The following is a 20,035-nucleotide window of genomic DNA, read 5'->3' as shown; positions in this document are numbered from 1 at the left end:
GGATGAGCACGAAGGACTGGCTCGAGAAGGACTTCTACAAGGTTCTCGGCGTCTCCAAGACCGCCGAGGCCGATGAGATCAAGAAGGCCTACCGCAAGCTGGCGCGCAAGTACCACCCCGACTCCAACGCCGGGGACGCCAGCGCCGAGGCCAAGTTCAAGGAGGTCTCCGAGGCGTACGACGTCGTCGGCGACCCGAAGAAGCGCAAGGAGTACGACGAGGCACGCCGGCTGTTCGGCAGCGGCGGCTTCCGGATGCCGAGTGGCAGCGGACAGGGCGGCGGGTTCAACTTCGACGTCGGCGACCTGTTCAACCGCGGCGGCAGCGGAGGCAGCGGTGGTGGCCTCGGCGACATCCTGGGCGGCATGTTCGGCGGTGGCGGCCGGACCACGACCACCTCGTCGACGGCGCGGCCGCGGCGCGGTGCCGACATCGAGACCGAGGCGTCGATCGAGTTCGCCGAGGCCGTGAACGGTGTCACCGTGGCGTTGCGGATGACCAGTGACGAGCCGTGCAAGACCTGCCGCGGTACCGGCGCGAAGTACGGCACGGTGCCGAAGGTCTGCCTGAAGTGCGAAGGCACGGGCATGCAGACCTCGGTCCAGGGCGGCGTGTTCGCCATGACCGAGCCGTGCACCGAGTGCAAGGGCCGCGGCCTGGTCGTCGACCAGCCGTGCGAGACCTGCCACGGTTCCGGCCGCGGCCAGTCGAGCAAGACCATGCAGGTCCGCATCCCGGCGGGCGTGCAGGACGGTCAGCGGATCCGGCTGAAGGGCAAGGGCGCGGCCGGCGAGCGAGGTGGCCCCGCGGGCGACCTCTACGTCACCGTGCACGTGCACACCCACCGGATCTTCGGCCGCCAGGGCGAGCACCTGACGCTGAACGTCCCGGTGAGCTTCACCGAGGCGGCACTGGGTGCCGAGATCAAGGTGCCGACCCTGGACGGTATGCCCGTCACGGTCCGGATCCCTGCTGGTACGGCGAACGGCAGCAAGCTGCGCGTCCGTGGCAAGGGCTCCGTCCGGCGGGACGGCACGAAGGGCGACCTGCTGCTCACCATCGAGGTGCAGGTGCCGCACGAACTGACCGAGGAGCAGCGCGCCAAGCTGCAGGAGTTCAACTCGGCCTCGGAACACCCTGACCTGCGGGCCGGGCTGTTCGGGAGTTCCTGATGGGCCTCCCGTTCAGCCAGGTGCCGACCTGGGACGACCGCACCCCGATCTATGTGATCTCGGTGGCGGCCCAACTGGCCGGCATGCACCCGCAGACCCTGCGCCAGTACGACCGGCTCGGCTTGGTCACGCCGAGCCGGGCGTCCGGCCGCGGGCGGCGGTACTCGGCGTACGACGTGGCGAAGCTGCGCTACGTGCAGCACCTGTCCCAGGAAGAGGGCGTCAACCTGGCGGGAATTCGGCACATTCTCGCGCTACAGTCCGAAGTGGAGGACCTGCGCAAGCGGGTCAACCAGCTACTGGCAGAAGTCCAGCGGGGTGTGGGTGTGTCCCGGCAGAGCAGCAGCAGCCGGGTCTTCTCGGCCGGCCCGGCCGGCGACGTGATCGCCATGGGTCGGCAGCAGACCACCACCCGATGGATCCGGACCCAGCCGCTCGAGCTGGGACCGCGCTGACCGGCGCCGCCACCCGGCCACGGTCAGCCGCTGACCCCCTCCGACCACCGGAGATGTTCCGACTCCCCCCTCGGAGCCTCCGGTCCGTGGAGGCCGTCGTCCCCCCGACGCCTCCACCGCCGAAGGTGTGCTCCCCCAGCACCCTTCGGCCCCCGCAGGGTGGTCCGTTCCAGGACCGCCCTGCGGCTCGATCGCAGCAGCAGCCCCCGGCTGGTCCGGGGGCTGCTCGCGTTCATCTGCCGGTCACCCGCGACCCTCGTTTCCCTTGGCCCGGCGGCATACCCTGGCGGGGTGACGCTGAGCCTGCAGACGGACCGGCTGCTGATCCGGGACTGGGAAGAAGACGACGCCGACGCCGCGCTCGAGATCTACGGCTCGCCCGACGTGGCGCCCTGGCTGTCGCCGGCCATCGACAAGGTGACCGACGTGGCCACCATGCGCATGATCCTGCAGGCCTGGATCGAGGCCCAGCCGAACTTCGTCCCACCGGCCGGCCGGTGGGCGATCACCCGCCGCGACGACGGCGAGGTCGTCGGTGGCCTGCTGATCCGGCTGCTGCCGCCGTACGAGGAGGATCTCGAGATCGGCTGGCAGTTGCGGCCGAGCGCCTGGGGCAACGGGTACGCGACCGAGGCCAGTCGCGCGTTGATGCGGTGGGCGTTCAAGGACGGCTCGACCGACGAACTGTTCGCCGTCGCCCGCCCGAACAACAAGCGCGCCATCGCGACCGCCGCCCGGCTCGGGATGGTGTGGGTCGGCGAGACCGACAAGTACTACGACCTGACGCTCCAGGTGTACCGCATCCGCGCGGCCGAGTTCGGCAAGTGAACCAGTAGCCGGGCAGCGATGCATGGGGGTGGCCGCGAGCCACCCCCATTCGCACTACTTCAGGCCGTAGGCCTTGGTGATCTCCTGCACCAGCTTGTTGCCCTTGGCATCAACAGCCGTGATGCGGAACGACGGTGACTGCTTGGCTGTGACGGTCGTCGTGTACTGGGCCGAACCGGTCTGCTTCAACGGCAGTCGGGTCCACAGCTGACCGTCAGCATGCCGTCCGCGTGCGACCCGAACACCTCGTCGACCCGGGCGAACTGGTCGGGCTGCGCCGTGACTGTCGGGTTGGCGGGCACCTGGTTCCGCCAGGGGATCGCCAGGTCGTAGACGTACGGCGTCGCAGCCTGTCCGGCGATCCGGACCGTGCCCTGGTGATCGAGCAGGCGACGGACCGTCTCCCGAGAGGTGCGCATCGCGGGGATGGTGGCCGCCTCGCCTTCGCCGGTCGCCCAGAAGCCGTTGACCCCGTTATCGCCTGCCACATCGGGGTTGTAGAGCAGTGCGGCTGCTGCGCCCGCGTCCTGGGCGGCCTTGACCAGCTTGCCGTTCCAGTCCTCGTCCTTGAACTTGATCACGGCAAGCTTCCCGTGCACGTCCTGCGGGTCCTCGCTGACCTGGAGGTCCTTCGCCCCGGTGAACCGCGGACCGAAGTAGTAGTCGAGTACGGCGTACTGGTCCTTGCCGGCCGTGATCCGGTACGGCGGAACCTCCAGCCGCGACGCGGCGGCGAACTCACTCGTCCCGGTGGCCGGCTTGCCGACCGGAGTGGCGGTGAAGACCCGCGGTGCGCCGGTGGTGCTGATGGAGTTGCCGCCGGTGGGAATCCCCGCGGTGTTGAACCGGGTGTAGACCGTACCGCGCTCGCGAGCCGTCAGACCGGACTGGCCCTTGACCTTCAGGTCCACTGGCTTGCCGCGCCGCGCATCGAGGCCGAAGGTTCTGCCCCGACCCTGAGATTTCCCGGGGATTTCCCAGAGTTGAGTGGAATGGACTCAAGTTTGGATAGGTTGTACCCAGTGTTTGCTGTTGCTTGAGCTTGAAAGGCTGGAACCCATATGGACGTTCAGCGGTTGACGACGCTGGCCCGGGAAACCCTGTCGGTCGCGATCCGCCAGACCTCCTCGGCGGGCAATCCGACCGTCGAACCGATTCATCTGCTGTCCGCGCTGCTGGCGCAGCCCGAGGGGACGACCGTCGGCCTGCTCGAGGCCGCCGGCGGTGACCTCGACGCGGTACGCCGCCGGACCGCCGAGCAGCTGAGCCGCCTGCCGAAGGCGAGCGGTGGCAGCGTGCAGGCGCCGAGCCTGTCGCCGAAGACCGGCGACGTGTTGAGCCAGGCGGAGCAGCGGGCTCTCGGGCTCGGGGACGAGTACGTCTCCACCGAGCACCTGCTGATCGCGCTGGCCACCGTCGAGGGCAACGCCAAGACCGCGCTCGGGGTCACCGCGGACGCGCTGCTGCAGGCGTTCGACCAGATGCGTGGCAACCGCCGGATCACCTCCCCGGAGGCCGAAGGCACCACCAAGACGCTGGAGAAGTACGGCGTCGACCTGACCGAGCGGGCCAAGGACGGCAAGCTCGACCCGGTGATCGGACGAGACTCCGAGATCCGCCGGGTCGTCCAGGTGCTGTCCCGGCGTACCAAGAACAACCCGGTCCTGATCGGTGAGCCCGGCGTCGGCAAGACCGCCGTCGTCGAGGGCCTGGCCCAGCGGATCGTGGCCGGTGACGTGCCCGAGTCGCTGCGCGGCCGGCGGCTGATCAGCCTCGACCTGGGCGCGATGGTCGCGGGCGCGAAGTACCGCGGTGAGTTCGAGGAGCGGCTGAAGGCCGTACTGACCGAGATCAAGGACTCCGACGGCCAGATCATCACCTTCATCGACGAGTTGCACACCGTCGTCGGCGCCGGTGCGACCGGCGACAGCTCGATGGATGCCGGCAACATGCTGAAGCCGATGCTGGCCCGTGGCGAGCTCCGGATGATCGGCGCCACCACCCTGGACGAGTACCGGACCCGGATCGAGAAGGACCCGGCGCTGGAGCGACGCTTCCAGCAGGTGTTCGTCGGTGAGCCGTCGGTCGAGGACTCGATCGCGATTCTGCGCGGTCTGAAGGAGCGCTACGAGGCGCACCACAAGGTCGCCATCTCCGACTCCGCCCTGGTGGCCGCGGCCACCCTGTCGCACCGCTACATCAGCGGTCGCCAGCTGCCGGACAAGGCCATCGACCTGGTCGACGAGGCCGCGTCCCGGCTGCGGATGGAGATCGACTCGTCCCCGGTCGAGATCGACTCGCTCCGGCGTACTGTCGACCGGCTGAAGATGGAGGAGCTCGCGCTGTCGCGTGAGGAGGACCCGTCCAGCCAGGAGCGACTCGGGCGGCTGCGCGCCGACCTCGCCGACCGCGAGGAGGAACTGCGTGCACTCGAGGCCCGCTGGGAGAAGGAGAAGTCCGGCCTGAACCGCATCGGTGAGGTCAAGGAGCGCATCGACGAGCTCCGCGGCCAGGCCGAGCGGGCGCAGCGCGACGGCGACTTCGAGACCGCCTCCCGGATCCTGTACGGCGAGATCCCCGAGCTGACCAAGGAACTGGAGAGTGCGTCGGAGGAGCCCGAGGTCGCCGAGGGACCGGACGCGATGGTCAACGAGGAGGTGGGCCCGACCGAGATCGCCGAGGTGATCGCGATGTGGACCGGCATCCCGACCGGCCGGCTGCTCGAGGGCGAGACCGGCAAGCTGCTCCGGATGGAGGACGAGCTGGGTCGCCGGCTGATCGGCCAGCGCGAGGCGGTCAAGGCCGTGAGTGACGCCGTACGGCGTGCTCGCGCGGGCATCTCCGACCCGGACCGGCCGACCGGTTCGTTCCTGTTCCTGGGTCCGACCGGTGTCGGTAAGACCGAGCTGGCCAAGGCGCTCGCGGACTTCCTGTTCGACGACGAGCGCGCGATGGTCCGCATCGACATGTCGGAGTACGGCGAGAAGCACAGCGTCGCGCGGCTGGTCGGTGCCCCGCCCGGCTACGTCGGGTACGAGGAGGGTGGCCAGCTCACAGAGGCTGTCCGCCGCCGTCCGTACTCGGTGATCCTGCTCGACGAGGTGGAGAAGGCGCACCCCGAGGTCTTCGACATCCTGCTGCAGGTGCTGGACGACGGTCGGCTGACCGACGGCCAGGGTCGCACGGTCGACTTCCGCAACGTGATCCTGATCCTGACCAGCAACCTGGGGTCGGCGTACCTGGCGGACCTTGGGCTGGACGACAAGGCCAAGCGCGACCAGGTGATGGCGGTCGTGCGGCAGTCGTTCAAGCCGGAGTTCATCAACCGGCTGGACGAGATCGTGCTGTTCGACGCGCTCGGCAGCGAGGAGCTGACCCAGATCGTCGCCCTGCAGATCAAGGCGTTGCAGCGCCGTCTGGCCGATCGCCGGATCACCCTGGACGTCGACGAGGGCGCGATGGAGTGGCTGGCGATGACCGGCTACGACCCGGTGTACGGCGCTCGTCCGCTGCGCCGGCTGGTGCAGTCTGCCATCGGTGACGAGCTGGCCCGGAGTCTGCTCAACAGCAGTGTCCGGGATGGTGACACCGTCAACGTCACCCTGAACGAGGCGAAGGACGCCCTGGAAGTCAGCCCCGCCTAACCCTCTGAATGCTGGGCCGGCCTTGTGCCGGCCCAGCATTTGTTTGCTCAGGCGGGGCTGTAGGACAGTGCGATGACGCCGGTCGGAAGCGTGGTCTGACTGACCAGCTTGAGCTCGGTGCGGGGTGCGCCGTCCGGGAACAGGCGGGCGCCGGTGCCGAGGACGAGCGGATGCACCATGATGTCCAACTCGTCGACGAGCCCGTTGCGCAGCAGGCTGTGCAGGAGCGTCGGGTTGCCGTACATGATGATGTCCCTGCCGGGCTCTGCCTTGATCCGCTTCAGTGCCTCGATCGCGTCGCCTTCCAGCAGCGACGCGTTCCAGGTGAGTTCCCCGGTCAGCGTTGTGGAAGCCACCAGTTTCGGGATGCGGTTCAGCGCCTCGGCGTACGGGCCTTCGGCGTTCCCCCACGCGGCGGAGAACATCTGATAGGTACGTCGGCCGCAGAGGAAGTAGTCACAGCTCGACAGCTTCTCCATCGACCGCCGGACAGCCTCGTCACCGAAGTACGGCCCGGCCCACCCCCCGAACGGTGCCCCGCCGAAACCGCCGGGGTCCTCGGCCACACCGTCGAACGTCATCAAGGCCGACGCGATGATCCTGCGCATGATTCTCCTTCCAGGAGTTTCGTCTCACCCGTGTAGACCTTGGGGCGGCGGCAAAGGAATCGGAGAGAATGGTGCGGTGACACGGGCTGAATGGGTGAACACCACGCACGACTGGGCTGGATCGGTGGATCGGGAGCACCTGGCCCAGATCCGGGCCAATATCGAGCGGTACGCGCCTGGTGGGCTGCTCCACCTCGTGCTGGAGGTCGTTGCCTATCCCGACGACGAGGCCGAATCCGCCGGCCGGCGAGGTGTCTGCACAGTCACGCTCCACGCCGACGGCTCGATCACAATCACGGACGACGGGCGCGGCACGGACACCCGGGTCGACGAGCACGGCCGACCGATCAAGAAGCCGGTCATGGCCACGCAGGACCTTCGCTTCTTCGAGGACCCGGCCGCGCCGCTCCTCCCCGACGGGCACCCGCGCCGCGGTATGTCAGTGGTCGCCGCCCTGAGCGATCGCCTCACCCACACCAACCGCCGCCTCAACGGCTCGTGGACCCAGCGCTACGAGTACGGCGTACCGGTGACTGACCTGGACCCCGCCGACTCCGACGGCACCACGGGAACCTCGGTCCACTTCCACGCCCCAGCCTTCGCCCCACTCACGCCAGCCGATCTACACCCCCACCTGACCTTCCCCCACCTCGACATCACCCTCAGCGAGTCCTAGAGGTTCTTGCGGAGGAAGTGGTTTGTGTGTCCGGGTGGGTAGTCGCGTTTGACGCCGTACTGCTCGTACCCGGCCTTGCGGTAGAAGTCCGGCGCCTGGAAATCGAACGTGGTGACGTCGGCCCACCGGCAACCGCGCGCTCGGCCTTGCGCCTCGATCGCCTCCAGCAGGGCGGTTCCGATGCCTTGGCCTCTGGCGTTCGCGTCGACCCACATCGTGTCGATCGTGAGCCAGTGCCAGCTCCGCTCCACCCGGCCTGCACAGCCGCCGAGGAGTGATCCGTCAGGTGCGAGGGCGAACACGTGCACCGGTTCGGACTTGAGGTTCGCCGGCTCGAACCGCTCCCGGACCACCTCGGACCGTTCCTTGTTGTACTCGACCAGTCGGTCGACCAGGTCCTCCTCGAGTCCCGGATCGACACCACTCCGCAGCTCGAATTCGGCAGCATCCACAGGGCCACCATCACCTTCGGCTCCGTTGACGGGCAACAGAATTTGGGCGATCTGCGAGGATCAGGGGTGGGGGATGGTGGAAGGAAGTCTTCAGCGCATGACCGAGCAGCAGGGCGACGAGCCGGGACGGGCCGAGCACGGGCCCGGTCCGTATCGCGGTGTCTTCGGCTCACCCGGAGATGTAGCGGGTCCGCCGTCGCCTGGCGGGACGCCGTACGGTGACCGACCTGGTGCGTACGGCGATCGGCCTGGTGCGTACGGCGGTGTGTACGGCGCGGGCCCGACGGCGCAGGCGCCGGTGGCTCCGCCCAAGCAGGTCACGATCGCCGCGGTCATCTCGCTCGGCCTGGGCGTGATGAGCATCCTGCTGGCCGGTCTGGCGCTGACCTCTGCAGGTGAGCAGATCTCCGAGGTCCTCACCGGCACGAAGGATGCGCAGGGCGTCGCCGTGGCGGCGGCGGTGATCTGCGCCTTCGTCTACATCCTGCCGGCGATCTTCGTCCGGAAGCGCCGCGCGTGGGCCCGAGTCATGCTGATCGTGGTCGCCGCGATCGGCATCGTGGGTGGAGTGGTTGCGCTGCCCAGCGGCATCCTCGGGCTGGCGATTCACGCCACACTGCTGTTCCTGATGCTCCAGCAGCCGACCAAGCTCTGGTTCCACCACCGCTGACGCGTCCGCCCCACCCCGAAGGAATTCATCCGTGGAGATCTGGATCAACCCGGCCTGTTCCAAGTGCCGCACCGCCACCAAGGCCCTCGACGAGGCCGGGGTCACCTACACGGTCCGCCGCTACCTCGACGACCCGCCCACCGCGGCCGAACTGACCGAGGTCCTGTCTCGCCTCAACCTCGAGCCCTGGGACCTTGTCCGCCACAACGAACCCGACGCCAAACCCCTCCGCGACCTCCCCCGAGACGCCGCCAACCGCACCGCGTGGATCGAAGCGATGGTCACCCACCCCATCCTCATCCAACGCCCCATCCTCACCGCCGACGACGCCACCACCGCCGTCGCCCGAGACCCAGAAACCCTCTCCCGCTTCCTCCCCTGACGATCTGCCCCGGCCTGCCCCCACCTGCCCCAAAACACCTGTGGACAGAGCCCGCGATCAGACGTCCATTTCCTGCACAATCCGTGGGTGCACACCGCTCTCCCGCCGGACTTCGCCCTGACCGCCTGGGTCGACGAATCGGTCATTGTCGGTCGAACCGGTTCGGACGGGGCCTACACGATGGCCGCGGCGGTCGCCGATCTCGCCGCCTGCCCTGAGGTCAGAGACCGATTGCGCGCGCTCACGCTGGGGCGTACCGGGCGACTTCATTGGGCTAACGAGTCGCCCAAACGCCGGGATGCGGTCACTGCGTTCATCGCGAGCTTGGACCTGGCCGCCGTCGTGGTCGTCGGGTCGCCGATGCTGGGCCCGAAGCAGGAACGCGCACGACGCTGCTGCCTCGAGAGGTTGCTTCACGAGCTTGCGGTCTTCGGAGTCGGCGACGTGTGGATGGAATGGCGATCCGCGGTGCCCGACCGCCGGGACATCAGACTGATCGACAGCGCCCGCCGGAAGGGGTTGGTGCCGGACAGCCTCGTGGTCAGGTTCGCGCGGCCGAAGGACGACCCGATGCTCTGGATCCCGGACGCGATCGCGGGCGCGGTGACTGCTGCCACCCTGGGGGAACCGCGCTGGGTGCTGCCGCTGGAGGAGATCCTCAATCGGCACGACGTTGTGGTGCGCTAGAAAACGCGAAGGCTGGGTCCCACCATCCGGAGGGGTTCCCAGCCTCACTTCTCGATCGAGCAGCGCTCGTGAGCTGATGACAGTGTGTCACACCGCAGCACCAGATGTCATGCGGGATCCGGTTCAGAGGTTTTGGAGGCGGGTCAGGGCTTCTTTGAGGACTTCGGGTTGTTTGCAGAATGCCCAGCGGACGAGGGGGCGGCCGGGGGCTGGGTTGTCGTAGAAGACCTGGTGGGGGATGGCGACGACGCCGGCACGTTCGGGGAGCATGCGGCAGAAGGCGATGCCGTCGGTGTGGCCCAGTGGGCGGATGTCGGTGGTGACGAAGTAGGTGCCGGCCGGGCGGTGGACCTCGAAGCCGAGGGCGGCGAGGCCGTCGCAGAGCAGGTCGCGGCGCGACTGCAGGTCGGCGCGCAGGGCGTCGAAGTATTCGTTGCCCAGGGCAAGCGCATTGGCGACGGCCGGCTGGAACGGCGCGCCGGAGGTGAAGGTGAGGAACTGCTTCGCGGTCGTCACCGCGGTCACGACCGAAGGCGCACCGGTGACCCAGCCGATCTTCCATCCGGTGACCGAGAACGTCTTGCCGGCGCTGCTGATCGACACGGTCCGCTCGGCCATTCCGTCGTACGACGCCAGTGGGGTGTGCCGTAGGCCGTCGTACACGAGGTGTTCGTAGACCTCGTCGGTGATGACGACCAGGTCGTGTTCGATCGCGACCGCGCAGATGCCGCGGAGTTCGTCGTCGGTGAGGACGGTGCCGGTCGGGTTGTGCGGCGAGTTGATCAGCAGCACCTTCGTGCGCGGCGTGACGGCGGCGCGGAGTTCGTCGAGGTCGAGGCGGTAGTCGGGGGCGCGGAGCGTGACCGGCATGCGGCGGCCGCCGGCGAACGCGATCCCGGCGGCGTACGAGTCGTAGTACGGCTCGAGCGCGATCACCTCGTCGCCCGGTTCGACGAACGCGAGCAGCGCGGCGGCGACCGCCTCGGTCGCGCCGGTGGTGACGAGGACCTGGGTGTCCGGGTCGTACGACAAGTCGTAGAACCGCTTCTGGTGGTCGACGATCGCCTGCCGCAACGCGGGGATGCCGCGCGCCGGCGGGTACTGGTTCGCGCCTGCCCGGATCGCCGCGATCGCATCCTCCAGCAGCGAGTCGGGCCCGTCGGTGTCGGGGAATCCCTGCCCGAGGTTCACCGATCCGGTCGCCACCGCGAGCGCCGACATCTCGGCGAAGATCGTCGTCCCGAGCCCGTCCAACCGCACAGCGTGTTCGCGCATGCCCCGACCCTAACCCCCTCCACGCGGCAAGATCGTGCTGTGCGGAACGACGAGCGGCTGACCCTCCTGACGAACGCCGTACACATCATGCAGGAACTGCTCGACCACCTCAGCCCCGCGGACGTGACGCGGCCCACGCCGTGCGGCGAATACGACGTACGCCGCCTCCTGGAGCACGTGATCGGCTGGCAACAGGTCTTCGCAGCCTGCGCGGTCGGGCAGGAGCCGCCCCTCGCCGACGGATCGCCGACCTACACCCTCACCGACGACCCGGCCCGCGACCTCCGAGAAGCCGACCTGGTCACCCACCTCAGCCAGGCCCCGGCCACGATCGACCTGCCGTACCGCGGTGAAACCCCGGTTGGGCACCTCGTCGAGGAACTCGTCGCCGAGACCGTCATCCACAGCTGGGATCTCGCCACCGGACTCGGCCGATCGATCAGGTACGACGACGCGACCGTCGCGCTGGCGCACTCCGGGCTGACCAGGATGCTCGGTGAGTCCTTCGCGGAGGAGGGCTTCCGGCCGCCGACCGATCTGACGGCGTCGACCGAGTTCGAACGGCTGCTGGTCCGCAGCGGCCGCTAGCCGGCGTTCTCGACCATGTGGTGCAGCCACGCGCGAGCCGCCGCGCGGTCGGCATCACTGAACGACGCCTCCAGGTCCTCCTCGACCTTGCGAACAGCCGGGCCCACGTCGATCAGGCGTTGCTCGCCGCCCGGGGTGAGGTGGACCTGCTGGGTCCGCCGGTCCTTCGGGTTCGGCCGCCGCTCGAGCAGCCCGGCGCGCTCCATCCCGCTGATCAGTTCGTTCGCGGACTGACGCGCCGTACCCACCTCGCGGCCGACCTCGGCGACGGTCTGCCCCGGCAGCTTCGAGACCAGCACGAGTACGCCGTACTGCTGCACGGACAGCCCGTGCTGGTCGAGGGCGTCGGCGAGCGCGGAGCGCATGCTCAGCCAGGCGTGCCGGACGAGGAAGGTCACGCAGCCGGTCGGGTCGTCGAGGTCCATGAACCCAATTCTGCCGATAAATAGGATTGACAGGTTCCTGACAATCGAGAGAGACTCGAAACCTCGTCAGGGTCCTGTCAATCATAGGAGACTTCGTGTCCTCGATCGAGCCCGCGCGGCAACGCCGCATCCTCACGATCCTCGTCGTCTCGTCCCTTCTCATCTGGATCGACTCCACCGTTCTGGGCATCGCCCTCGAACGGCTCGCCGACCCCGTCGAAGGTCTCGGCGCTACGCCGGGCCAACTGCAATGGGCGATCGGCATCTACTCACTGCTCTTCGCCACCGCACTCTTCGCGGCCGGCGCCCTCGGCGACCGCTACGGCCACCGGACTGTCCTGATGCTCGGTCTGGTCGTGTTCGGCGCCTCGTCTGCGTGGGCGGCCTGGGCGGACGGTCCGACCTCGCTGATCATCGCCCGCGGCACCATGGGCCTCGGCGGCGCGCTCCTCGGGCCGACGTCGATGGCCATCATCGGTTGGACCTTCCCGCCCGAGCGGCGTGCTGGTGCGATCGCCGTCTGGTCGTCGGCGGCCGGTCTGGGTGTGGCCGTCGGTCCTGTGCTCGGTGGCCTGCTGATCGACCACTTCTGGTGGGGATCGGTGTTCCTGATCAACCTGCCGATCGTCGCGGCCGGTCTGCTCGGCGCCCGCCTCGTCCTCCCGAACCCCAGAAGCCCGCAGCGTCGCCGGCTCGACCCGCTCGGCCTCGGCCTGTCGACTCTCGGCCTGCTCGGCTTGTCCTACGGTCTGATCGAGGGCGGCCACCAAGGCGGCTGGAGTCGCTGGCAGGTATGGGCGAGCATCGCCGCCGGTCTGGTCCTGCTGGCCGGATTCCTCTACTCGGAGTGGCGTGAACACGAGCCGAGCTTCGATCCGCGGCTGTTCCGCAACCGCCGCTTCGCGGCCGGCAACCTCGTGCTCGCCGGCGTGTTCCTGACGCTGACCGGTCAGAGCTTCTATCTGGCCTTCTACCTGCAGGGTGCGCGTGGCATGAGTGCGCTGTCCGCCGGTCTGATGTCGTTGCCCAGCGCAGCAGGCGTCGTGCTGGGCTCACCGCTCGGGGCCCGGCTGGCCGGTCGCTTCGGTGTCGCGAAGGTCTGCGGTACGGCGTTGGCCGCGTTCGCGCTGTGTCACGCGCTCAACCTCACCTATCTGGTCGACACCTCGCTGGTGTGGGTCGGTGTGGTCGGTGCCCTGGCGGGGCTGGCGATCGGTGCGATCGTGGCGCCCACGACGGCGGCCGTGATCGCGACTCTGCCGATGGATCGCATCGGTGCGGGGTCGGCGGTCAACAATGCGATCCGCCAGGTCGGCAGTGTTGTCGGTGTCGCCGTACTCGGCACGATCGTGTCGTCGACGTACCAGCACGCGATCGCCCCGTCGCTGACCGGTCTGCCGGCCGACGCGCGGGACGCGGCCTCGGTTTCCGCCGAGGCCACGCGACACGCGGCCGGAGTCATCCATCGCCCGGACTTGGTCGGCGCCGCGAACGACGCCTTCCTGCACGCGATGCACACAGCCGCCGTGGTAGCGGCCTGCTTCACTCTCGCCGGGGCGATCGTGCTGACGCTGGCCTTCCGGCAGCGGGTCAGTTCCACGCCGAGGGTGGCGGAGGCGGTACGACGGTAGGCCGGTCCTCGCACCAGGTCGCGCCGGACCACCCGCCGTCGTTCCCGGCCAGCAGACGTACGTCGAACTCGGGCGGACCGTCGAAGTGGAACGTGCCGCAGTTGTTGACGAACGGAGCGCCGACATTCCGCGCGTCGACATTCTCGAACGTCGCCCAGCCGCCGACCCGGGCGTTCACCACGTTCGTCCCGGTGCCGTCGACCTTGATGTTGCGAACGGCAACGTTTGTGATCGCGTAGTCGTCCTTCACCGGCCAGTCGACGACGAACATCATCGCGTTGTAGGTCGAGTCGAGGAACGAGCTGTCGGTGATCTCGATCGTGCCGGACATCGTCGACTGCAAGGCGTACAGCCAGATCGCGCCGAGGCCGAGATCCCAGTTGAGGTCGCGCGGACCACCCCGAACCGTGGTGTTCCGCGCGAACCGCAGCGTCCCCTCGAACGGCGTCGCGTTGAATCGCGAGCCGGCGTGCAAGGTACTGCCCTCGCGGATCGGGTCGGCGACCAGGTTGTCGGTGACCGCGTTGTCGCGCCCGCCGTAGATGGCGATGTTGTTGGCGAGCACCGGCGTCTGGACCGTGTTGTGGTCGTACACGTTGTCGTGGTTGACCAGGCCGTCGGGGTTCGACTCCGACCACATCGCCAGGCCGTCGTCGCCGCTGTTGCGGACGAAGTTGTTGGTCGCCCGGACGTTCGATACGCCGAGGTGCAGGTTCATCCCGTCGGCGACGGCGTCGGTGATGACGTTGTTCCGGATCAGGAGGCCGTCCATCGGTCCGTCCAGCCAGATGCCGACCTTGGTGTGGTGCAGGTACAGGTTCTCGATCGTCGAGCCGCCGCCGATCGCGCCACCGATCCCGTTCACCTGGTCGGTGTCGATGCGTTCCCGTACGTCGCTCTCGATCGCGAAGCCGGACAGGTGTACGCCGGTGCTGCCGCCATCGGCGGCGTACTTCCCGTAGAAGCCGGGGGCGCTGTGCACGGACTTGTCGGGCGCGGGTTCGTCGAGTGGCAGGACCTTGCCTTTGATGATCGTCCACCAGTTGCCGGCACCGCGGACGGTGACCTGGTCGACGACGATGTGCCGGTTGACCTGGTAGGTGCCCGGCGGGATGAAGACCGACAGGCCGAGGCGCTTTGCCAGTGAGATGGTGCGTTCGATCGCGGGCGCCGCGTCGTACCGGCCGGTGGGGTCGGCGCCGAACAGCCGCACCGAAAGGGATCGGGGCGGTTGCTTGAGCGGTGCTTCGACGAGCTCGAAGTCGGCCAGGTCCATGACGTACCAGGCGGCTGGGGTGTTCGGCGGTACGGCGAATCGGACACGGTCGCCGGCCTGGTAGGTGTGGTCGAGCAGGAGCCGCTGTTCGTCGTAGAAGTGGTTCGGGCGGAACGGCTTGGCGACCGGGTCCGGTTCGGGCTTCCACCAGCCGGGGATCGGGTCGACGTTCGGGTCGTTGGAGAACGGATACATCCCGTACAGCCAGGCGTACTCGGACGTGAGTGTCATCGTGCGCTTGTGCTTGCCGTTGACAGTGACGTCCAGTGGGGCTCGGAGGCCGCCGCCGGTCGGCGTGTCCGGGATGCTGTAGCGGAGGGTCAGCGCGTTCGCTGGTCGAGTCAGCGTGAATTCGACGTACTGCTTGGGTTGCAGGCGTACGGCGGTGCGTCCGGAGGCCTCGGCCGGCAGGGTGTAGGCCTCGCGGCTCGGGCCGATCTTCTCGCCGGTGAAGTAGGCGTTCTCGGCCTCCTGCTCGAGGAACGGGACCTGCGCGCCGCGACCGGCGACGAGGGTGGGGTCGAGGCCGGCTCGGGTGATGCGGGGAGCTGGGCGGGTGGCGATCGCTGGGGTGGTGAGGACGGCGGCGAGAACGGCGGTCGTCAGTACGACGGCCAGGGTGCGCAGGTGTGATCGGGACATTGGCGGATCCCCTCCGAACGAATTGTCTGGAGGGTATGTAGATCTGCGCAAGATGTCGACAGGCGGGAGAAAATTTCTGTCAGTCGGCGGGGATCTCGACCTTGGGGTCGGGGCGGAGGGCTCGGAGCCAGAGTTCGGTCTGGGCTATGTGGGCCGAGGCGGCGGTGGCGGCGGCCGAGGGGTCGCGGCGGGCGATGGCGGCGAGGATGGCGCGGTGGCCGCGGTCGCTGGTTTGCTTGATCGCCGCGAAGTCCTCGCCCGGCTCGAAGATGCGGTAGTGACCGCCGCGACCCCGGATCACGCCGGTCAGCGCGGTGACCGTCGGGTTGCCGCCCGCCGTACAGATCGCGCCGTGGAACTCGGCGTCGAGATGCTGGATCTCGGTCGAGTCAGTGGTCGACTCGAGGCGATCGAGGATGTCGCTGAGATGCGCGGCCAGCTCCGGATCCTGCCGCGCGGCCGCCGCGGCGGTGGCGTGCGCCTCGAGCACCCGCCGTACCTCCAGCAACTCGAGCACACCCTCCAGTGGGATCAGCTCGACCGACAACGAGAACCGGCTGATGATCTCCGCCGGATCCAGCGCCGACACATACGTGCCCGAGCCATGCCGCGACTCGATCACGCCAAGCGCCGCCAGCGAACGAGCCGCCTCACGCAACGAGCTGCGGGACACGCCGAGGTGGTCGCACAGCTCCGGCTCCGGCGGGAACTTCGCCCCCGGCCCGAGCTGGCCCGATGCGATCATCTGACGCAGGCCGGCCAACGCCTTGTCGGTGGCTGCCATTCGCTACCTCCCCTGTCCCCGCAGACTCAGGTGTGCAGCGTAAGTCCTCAGACCACTCGCGGTCACATCGCCCGGTTAACGGGGGTCGTACGGCGGGGCAACGCCAACTCGTCAGATGTCAGCGCGCGCGACCATGGACCGGAGAACGGCTGGCAGATCCCACGCGTGCCACCGTCGGGGCGCGATCCGCCGGTACGGCGTCCCGTCCGCGAACGGCTCGCCCGACATCCAGACGGTCGTCATCCCGCGCTCGTGCGGAAGGGTGAGGTTGACCTCGAGATCGTCGACCATGGCCGCCCGGGTGGGGTCGATCGCGAAGCGGGTCAGGAACGCGTCGAGGCTCTCCGGATACGGCTTCGGGATCAGGTCGCCGGCCAGAATGTCGAAGACGCCGTCGAAGTGGGTCGTCAGTCCGAGGCGGTCGAGCGCCTGCTCGGCGTGGTAGACCGAGCCGTTCGTGTAGACGAACCTGCGCCCAGGCAGCGCCTGCAACGCGGTGGCAAGAGTCGCGTCCGGGGTGAGCACCGAATAGTCGATCCGCCGCTCGAAACCGAGGAACTCGTGCGGGTCGATGGCGCGCGTGATCATCGCACCGCGCAGTGAGGTGCCGTACTGCGCGACCAGTTCGGCCTGGATCCGCCGGGCGCCGATGAGGTCGGTGTCGTAGAAACCTGCAACGGTCGACAGGATGCCGTGCGTGAGTTGCGCGGCGAGTGCGGAGTCCGCCGGGTACAAGGTGTTGTCCAGGTCGAGGATCCAGGTGTCGAGGTCCGGCGGCATCTGGCCAGGGTAATGACAGACTGGGTGCGTCACCGACGGGAGGATCGAACGTGCCGACTGCGCTCATCACCGGACCTGCGACCGGGATCGGCCGGGCCTTCGCCGACAAACTGGCGGTGGAGGGATACGACCTGGTGCTGGTGTCGCGGGACGAGGCGCGGCTCAAGGAGGTCGCGGCCGACCTCACCCGCCTGCATGGCGTGGCCTGTGAGGTGATCGCGGCCGACCTGACCGATCGGGACGACCTCGCCAGAGTGGAGGAGCGGTTCCGGACCGGGCCGATCGAGGTGCTGGTGAACAACGCCGGCTTCGGGCAGAAGAAGCCGTTCTGGGCGAACTCGGTCGAGACCGAGGAGAAGCAGCTCGACCTGCTGGTGCGCGTCGTCCTGCGGCTGACGCACGCCGCCGTACTCCCGATGATCGAGCGGGGGTCGGGTGCGGTGATCAACGTGTCGTCGGTGGCCGGGTTCCTGCAGCGCGGTCCCTACAGTGCGCACAAGTCGTGGGTGACGACCTTCTCGGCCGGCCTGGCGATCCAGTTGCACGCCAAGGGGGTCGCCGTGATGGCGTTGTGCCCGGGCCTGGTGCACACCGAGTTCCACGACCGGATGGGGATGGACAAGTCGGTGATTCCCTCGTTCATGTGGCTGAACGCGACCGACATGGTCGACGCCGCCTGGAAGGACCTCATGCGCGGGAAGGCGATCTCGATCCCGAGCCTCCGCTACAAGCTCCTGATGGCCGCCGCCCGCTACACCCCACGCACGCTCATCGCGCGCCTTTCCACAGTGGGTCTGGACGGCCGTCGCCGCTGATTTTGGTGGCCTGCGGCAACGACTCGGGGGCGTCAGAGTTTTTCGGCTACCTCGGTGAGGACGGCGAGGGTGGCGGTGACGAGTGGGTGGTCGGCGCGACCTGGGCGGACTGCGGCGTACACCCTCCGAGTGGGGACGGGGTCGGGGAGCGGGCGGATGAGGGCAAGGGTTGGAGCCGGTACGGCGAGGCGTGGGACCAGTGACACACCAGCGCCGGCGGCGACCAGCGCGGCGACGGCGCGGAAGTCGTCGGACTGATGGACGACGCGCGGCTGGAAGCCGGCTTGCTCACACGCCAGCACGACCACATCCCGGATCGGATTGCCGGGCGCGGTCATCACCCAGTCGTCGCCGGCGAGCATCGCCAGTTCGATGGTGTCGTGAGCCGCGGCCGGATGTGACGGTGGCAGGACCGCGACGAAAGGCTCGGCGTACAAGGGGATCCGGACCAGGCGCCGGTCGTCGGGGCGTGGCGAGCCGCGGTGTTCGACCGCGATCGCGATGTCGACGTCGCCGTCCAGCAACTGGGTGATGCCTTGATGACCTTCGGCATCACGGATGACGAGGTCGAGGCCGGGATTCGTTGCGCGAAGCCGGGCGAGGGCGGGCGCGACCAGCAGACTGATCGCGGTCGCGAACGCGGTGATGCGGACCTCGCCGGTGCTGCCGTTCGCGTGCAGCCGCATCGCCTCTTCGGCGCGCTCGACCTCGGTGAGGATCGTGTCGGTGTGGGTCAGCAGCAGGCGGCCGGCCGAGGTGATCGCGACCCGGCGGCCGCGACGTTCGAGCAGTTCCTGGCCGACCTCGGACTCCAGTGCGGCCAGCTGCTGCGAGACCGCCGAGGGCGTCAGGTGAAGCACCTCGGCGGCCGCAGTCACGGTGCCGTGATCAGCAAGCGCGCGCAGCACTCGCAGTCGTCGTACCTCGATCACGAACCTCAGCTTCGCACAGCTCCATGGCAGACCCGTTCGGGCCGGCCGTGGATGAGACCAGCGTCAACGCCGGCGCCTCCACCTTGGCGGCGGGCGCCACCTCGGCGACGGGTGCCGCCTTGGTCACGGTGGTCGGCCGCTGCATCAGCCGCCGTAAGGCGCGCAGCGGGTGCCGGCGTGGACCGCGCCGTATGTGCGGGACGACCGGTGCGTTCGGCATTGCTGAGTGGGTCTGCTCGTGGATCGACTTGACCACGGAGAAGGGGACGTAGTGCATGGTGAGTTCCTTTCGACCCTTCAACGGTAGAAACCAGACCCTCTATACGTCCAATGGATTCTTTTCGCAGAGTTGATGTGTTTGGTGCATGATCTCCTTATGGAGCTACGCCAACTCAGGTCGTTCGTGGTCGTCGCCGAGGAGATGAACGTGGGCCGGGCGGCGATCCGGCTTCACCTCACGCAGCCGTCGCTCAGCCGGCAGATCGCGGCGCTCGAGCACGATCTGGGCGTCGAGTTGTTCGCCCGGGTCCGGCGGCGCTTCGTGATGACGGCGGCGGGGGAGACGTTCCTGGCCGAGGCGAAGGATCTGCTCCGGCGCGCCGATGAGGCGGTGCGGGCAGCGCAACGCACGCAACGTGGAGAGCTCGGGACGCTGCGATTCCGATTCGTGCAGTCGGCGACGTTCGAAGTGCTGCCGCGGATCCTGGGCGCCTTCCGCGCGGCGTACCCCGAGGTCGTGCTCGACCTGGAGTCGCTGACGACCTTGCGCCAGACCGAGGCGCTACGTGACGGCCGGATCGACGTCGGCCTGCTGCGTCCGAACACCCCGGCGGCTGGGGCAGGTACGTCGCACCGAACGTCAGGTGAGCGAGTTGCCGGGACGGCCGTTGTACAGCTGGCTCCTGGGCTGTCGTCGCGGGTGGTGTCGTCGGATCCGCTGGTCGCGGTGCTGCCGGCGCGGCATCGGCTGGCCACGCGCAAGCGTTTGCGCCTGGAGGAGCTCGCCGGGGATTCGTTCGTGTTCTACTCGCGGGCCAGCGGACCGGCGGTGCACGACACGATCGTCAGCTTCTGCCGGGCGGCCGGGTTCACGCCGCGGGTCGAGCAGGAGGCGGCCGACGTGCAGACGATCGTCTCGCTCGTCGCGGCCGGGCTCGGCGTTTCGTTGTTGATCAGTCCGACCCCGCCCTCGAACCCGGATTCGGTCGTGTACCGCGAGTTGTCCGACGACCTACCACCCTGGCAACTCTCCGTAGTCTGGTCGCCGGACAACCGATCGCCGGCGCTGGCCCGGTTCCTGGAAGTGCTCTGAG

23 protein-coding genes are annotated in these 20,035 nt (G+C 68.5%); 12 read left to right on the top strand and 11 right to left on the bottom strand.

All coding sequences use genetic code 11. The annotated features are described in order from the left end of the window. Positions 1-2 precede the first annotated feature (2 nt). The 3 genes from dnaJ (at position 3) to ACIBG5_RS19840 (ending at position 2,455) form a co-directional block, all read left to right on the top strand. Entirely contained in the window at positions 3-1,172 is a 1,170-nt protein-coding gene (gene dnaJ / locus ACIBG5_RS19850; protein WP_396392933.1) for a molecular chaperone DnaJ, read from the top strand. After that, positions 1,172-1,627, top strand: a complete 456-nt coding sequence (locus tag ACIBG5_RS19845) for a heat shock protein transcriptional repressor HspR (protein ID WP_131363688.1) — start codon at positions 1,172-1,174, stop codon at positions 1,625-1,627. Before dnaJ ends, ACIBG5_RS19845 begins: the two co-directional genes overlap by 1 nt. A 291-nt stretch (positions 1,628-1,918) precedes the next feature. Then, positions 1,919-2,455 carry a GNAT family N-acetyltransferase gene (locus ACIBG5_RS19840; protein ID WP_396392932.1) on the top strand — a complete coding sequence of 179 codons (537 nt, stop codon included), beginning with the start codon at positions 1,919-1,921 and terminating at the stop codon, positions 2,453-2,455. Positions 2,456-2,509: 54 nt separating this feature from the next. Here the strand turns inward: ACIBG5_RS19840 and ACIBG5_RS19835 are convergent, their stop codons facing one another. Then, a complete protein-coding gene (locus tag ACIBG5_RS19835) occupies positions 2,510-2,644 on the bottom strand; it encodes a hypothetical protein (RefSeq protein WP_396392931.1) in 135 nt (44 codons plus the stop codon). After that, positions 2,641-3,366, bottom strand: coding sequence for a PA domain-containing protein (locus ACIBG5_RS19830; RefSeq protein ID WP_396392930.1), 726 nt, complete (start codon positions 3,364-3,366; stop codon positions 2,641-2,643). The genes ACIBG5_RS19835 and ACIBG5_RS19830 overlap by 4 nt, the downstream gene beginning before the upstream one ends. A 150-nt stretch (positions 3,367-3,516) precedes the next feature. Here ACIBG5_RS19830 and clpB point away from each other — a divergent pair, with 150 nt between their 5' ends. Beyond that, the gene (gene clpB, locus ACIBG5_RS19825) at positions 3,517-6,099 is read left to right on the top strand and encodes an ATP-dependent chaperone ClpB (protein ID WP_396392929.1); all 2,583 of its coding nucleotides are present in this window, start codon (positions 3,517-3,519) and stop codon (positions 6,097-6,099) included. A gap of 47 nt (positions 6,100-6,146) precedes the next feature. On the opposite strand, the gene ACIBG5_RS19820 is transcribed toward clpB, so the two are convergent. Then, positions 6,147-6,707: a dihydrofolate reductase family protein gene (locus ACIBG5_RS19820; RefSeq protein WP_396392928.1), complete on the bottom strand. Its 561-nt coding sequence runs from the start codon at positions 6,705-6,707 to the stop codon at positions 6,147-6,149. Positions 6,708-6,783: 76 nt separating this feature from the next. Between ACIBG5_RS19820 and ACIBG5_RS19815 the strand changes: the two genes are divergently transcribed. Next, positions 6,784-7,383, top strand: coding sequence for a hypothetical protein (locus ACIBG5_RS19815; RefSeq protein WP_396392927.1), 600 nt, complete (start codon positions 6,784-6,786; stop codon positions 7,381-7,383). On the opposite strand, the gene ACIBG5_RS19810 is transcribed toward ACIBG5_RS19815, so the two are convergent. After that, entirely contained in the window at positions 7,380-7,835 is a 456-nt protein-coding gene (locus ACIBG5_RS19810; RefSeq protein ID WP_396392926.1) for a GNAT family N-acetyltransferase, read from the bottom strand. The genes ACIBG5_RS19815 and ACIBG5_RS19810 overlap by 4 nt on opposite strands. Before the next feature lie 97 nt (positions 7,836-7,932). Here ACIBG5_RS19810 and ACIBG5_RS19805 point away from each other — a divergent pair, with 97 nt between their 5' ends. The 3 genes from ACIBG5_RS19805 (at position 7,933) to ACIBG5_RS19795 (ending at position 9,574) form a co-directional block, all read left to right on the top strand. Further along, a complete protein-coding gene (locus ACIBG5_RS19805; RefSeq protein ID WP_396392925.1) occupies positions 7,933-8,505 on the top strand; it encodes a hypothetical protein in 573 nt (190 codons plus the stop codon). Between the two features lie 31 nt (positions 8,506-8,536). Beyond that, on the top strand, positions 8,537-8,887 hold the full coding sequence (locus tag ACIBG5_RS19800) for an ArsC/Spx/MgsR family protein (protein WP_396392924.1): 351 nt from the start codon (positions 8,537-8,539) through the stop codon (positions 8,885-8,887). Between the two features lie 87 nt (positions 8,888-8,974). Then, positions 8,975-9,574 (top strand): hypothetical protein, encoded by a 600-nt coding sequence (locus ACIBG5_RS19795; RefSeq protein WP_396392923.1) that lies wholly within the window; start codon positions 8,975-8,977, stop codon positions 9,572-9,574. A gap of 123 nt (positions 9,575-9,697) precedes the next feature. Here the strand turns inward: ACIBG5_RS19795 and ACIBG5_RS19790 are convergent, their stop codons facing one another. Beyond that, complete coding sequence (locus ACIBG5_RS19790) at positions 9,698-10,849, bottom strand: pyridoxal phosphate-dependent aminotransferase (protein ID WP_396392922.1); 1,152 nt, start codon at positions 10,847-10,849, stop codon at positions 9,698-9,700. Positions 10,850-10,888: 39 nt separating this feature from the next. On the opposite strand from ACIBG5_RS19790, the gene ACIBG5_RS19785 reads away from it, so the two are divergent. Then, positions 10,889-11,437, top strand: coding sequence for a maleylpyruvate isomerase family mycothiol-dependent enzyme (locus tag ACIBG5_RS19785; RefSeq protein ID WP_396392921.1), 549 nt, complete (start codon positions 10,889-10,891; stop codon positions 11,435-11,437). Here the strand turns inward: ACIBG5_RS19785 and ACIBG5_RS19780 are convergent. After that, a complete protein-coding gene (locus tag ACIBG5_RS19780; protein WP_396392920.1) occupies positions 11,434-11,862 on the bottom strand; it encodes a MarR family winged helix-turn-helix transcriptional regulator in 429 nt (142 codons plus the stop codon). The genes ACIBG5_RS19785 and ACIBG5_RS19780 overlap by 4 nt on opposite strands. 95 nt (positions 11,863-11,957) lie before the next feature. On the opposite strand from ACIBG5_RS19780, the gene ACIBG5_RS19775 reads away from it, so the two are divergent. Continuing rightward, entirely contained in the window at positions 11,958-13,493 is a 1,536-nt protein-coding gene (locus ACIBG5_RS19775; protein ID WP_396392919.1) for an MFS transporter, read from the top strand. Here ACIBG5_RS19775 and ACIBG5_RS19770 read toward each other — a convergent pair. The 3 genes from ACIBG5_RS19770 to ACIBG5_RS19760 all read right to left on the bottom strand — a co-directional run bounded on the left by ACIBG5_RS19770 (position 13,453) and on the right by ACIBG5_RS19760 (position 16,975). Continuing rightward, positions 13,453-15,411 carry a glycosyl hydrolase family 28-related protein gene (locus ACIBG5_RS19770; RefSeq protein WP_396392918.1) on the bottom strand — a complete coding sequence of 653 codons (1,959 nt, stop codon included), beginning with the start codon at positions 15,409-15,411 and terminating at the stop codon, positions 13,453-13,455. The two genes, ACIBG5_RS19775 and ACIBG5_RS19770, sit on opposite strands and share 41 nt — an antisense overlap. 79 nt (positions 15,412-15,490) lie before the next feature. Continuing rightward, positions 15,491-16,195 carry a FadR/GntR family transcriptional regulator gene (locus ACIBG5_RS19765; RefSeq protein ID WP_396392917.1) on the bottom strand — a complete coding sequence of 235 codons (705 nt, stop codon included), beginning with the start codon at positions 16,193-16,195 and terminating at the stop codon, positions 15,491-15,493. A 111-nt stretch (positions 16,196-16,306) separates the two neighbouring features. After that, on the bottom strand, positions 16,307-16,975 hold the full coding sequence (locus tag ACIBG5_RS19760; protein WP_396392916.1) for a pyrimidine 5'-nucleotidase: 669 nt from the start codon (positions 16,973-16,975) through the stop codon (positions 16,307-16,309). A gap of 50 nt (positions 16,976-17,025) precedes the next feature. Here ACIBG5_RS19760 and ACIBG5_RS19755 point away from each other — a divergent pair, with 50 nt between their 5' ends. Continuing rightward, complete coding sequence (locus tag ACIBG5_RS19755; protein WP_131363716.1) at positions 17,026-17,790, top strand: SDR family oxidoreductase; 765 nt, start codon at positions 17,026-17,028, stop codon at positions 17,788-17,790. Between the two features lie 32 nt (positions 17,791-17,822). On the opposite strand, the gene ACIBG5_RS19750 is transcribed toward ACIBG5_RS19755, so the two are convergent. After that, entirely contained in the window at positions 17,823-18,722 is a 900-nt protein-coding gene (locus ACIBG5_RS19750) for a LysR family transcriptional regulator (protein ID WP_396392915.1), read from the bottom strand. Further along, the gene (locus tag ACIBG5_RS19745; protein WP_396392914.1) at positions 18,679-18,999 is read right to left on the bottom strand and encodes a hypothetical protein; all 321 of its coding nucleotides are present in this window, start codon (positions 18,997-18,999) and stop codon (positions 18,679-18,681) included. Before ACIBG5_RS19745 ends, ACIBG5_RS19750 begins: the two co-directional genes overlap by 44 nt. Before the next feature lie 99 nt (positions 19,000-19,098). Here ACIBG5_RS19745 and ACIBG5_RS19740 point away from each other — a divergent pair, with 99 nt between their 5' ends. After that, the gene (locus ACIBG5_RS19740; protein WP_396392913.1) at positions 19,099-20,034 is read left to right on the top strand and encodes a LysR family transcriptional regulator; all 936 of its coding nucleotides are present in this window, start codon (positions 19,099-19,101) and stop codon (positions 20,032-20,034) included. The last annotated feature ends 1 nt before the right edge of the window (position 20,035 follow it).

Source organism: Kribbella sp. NPDC050241 (assembly GCF_044459685.1).
Classification (GTDB): domain Bacteria; phylum Actinomycetota; class Actinomycetes; order Propionibacteriales; family Kribbellaceae; genus Kribbella.
This window is presented reverse-complemented; position numbering and strand designations above follow the sequence as displayed.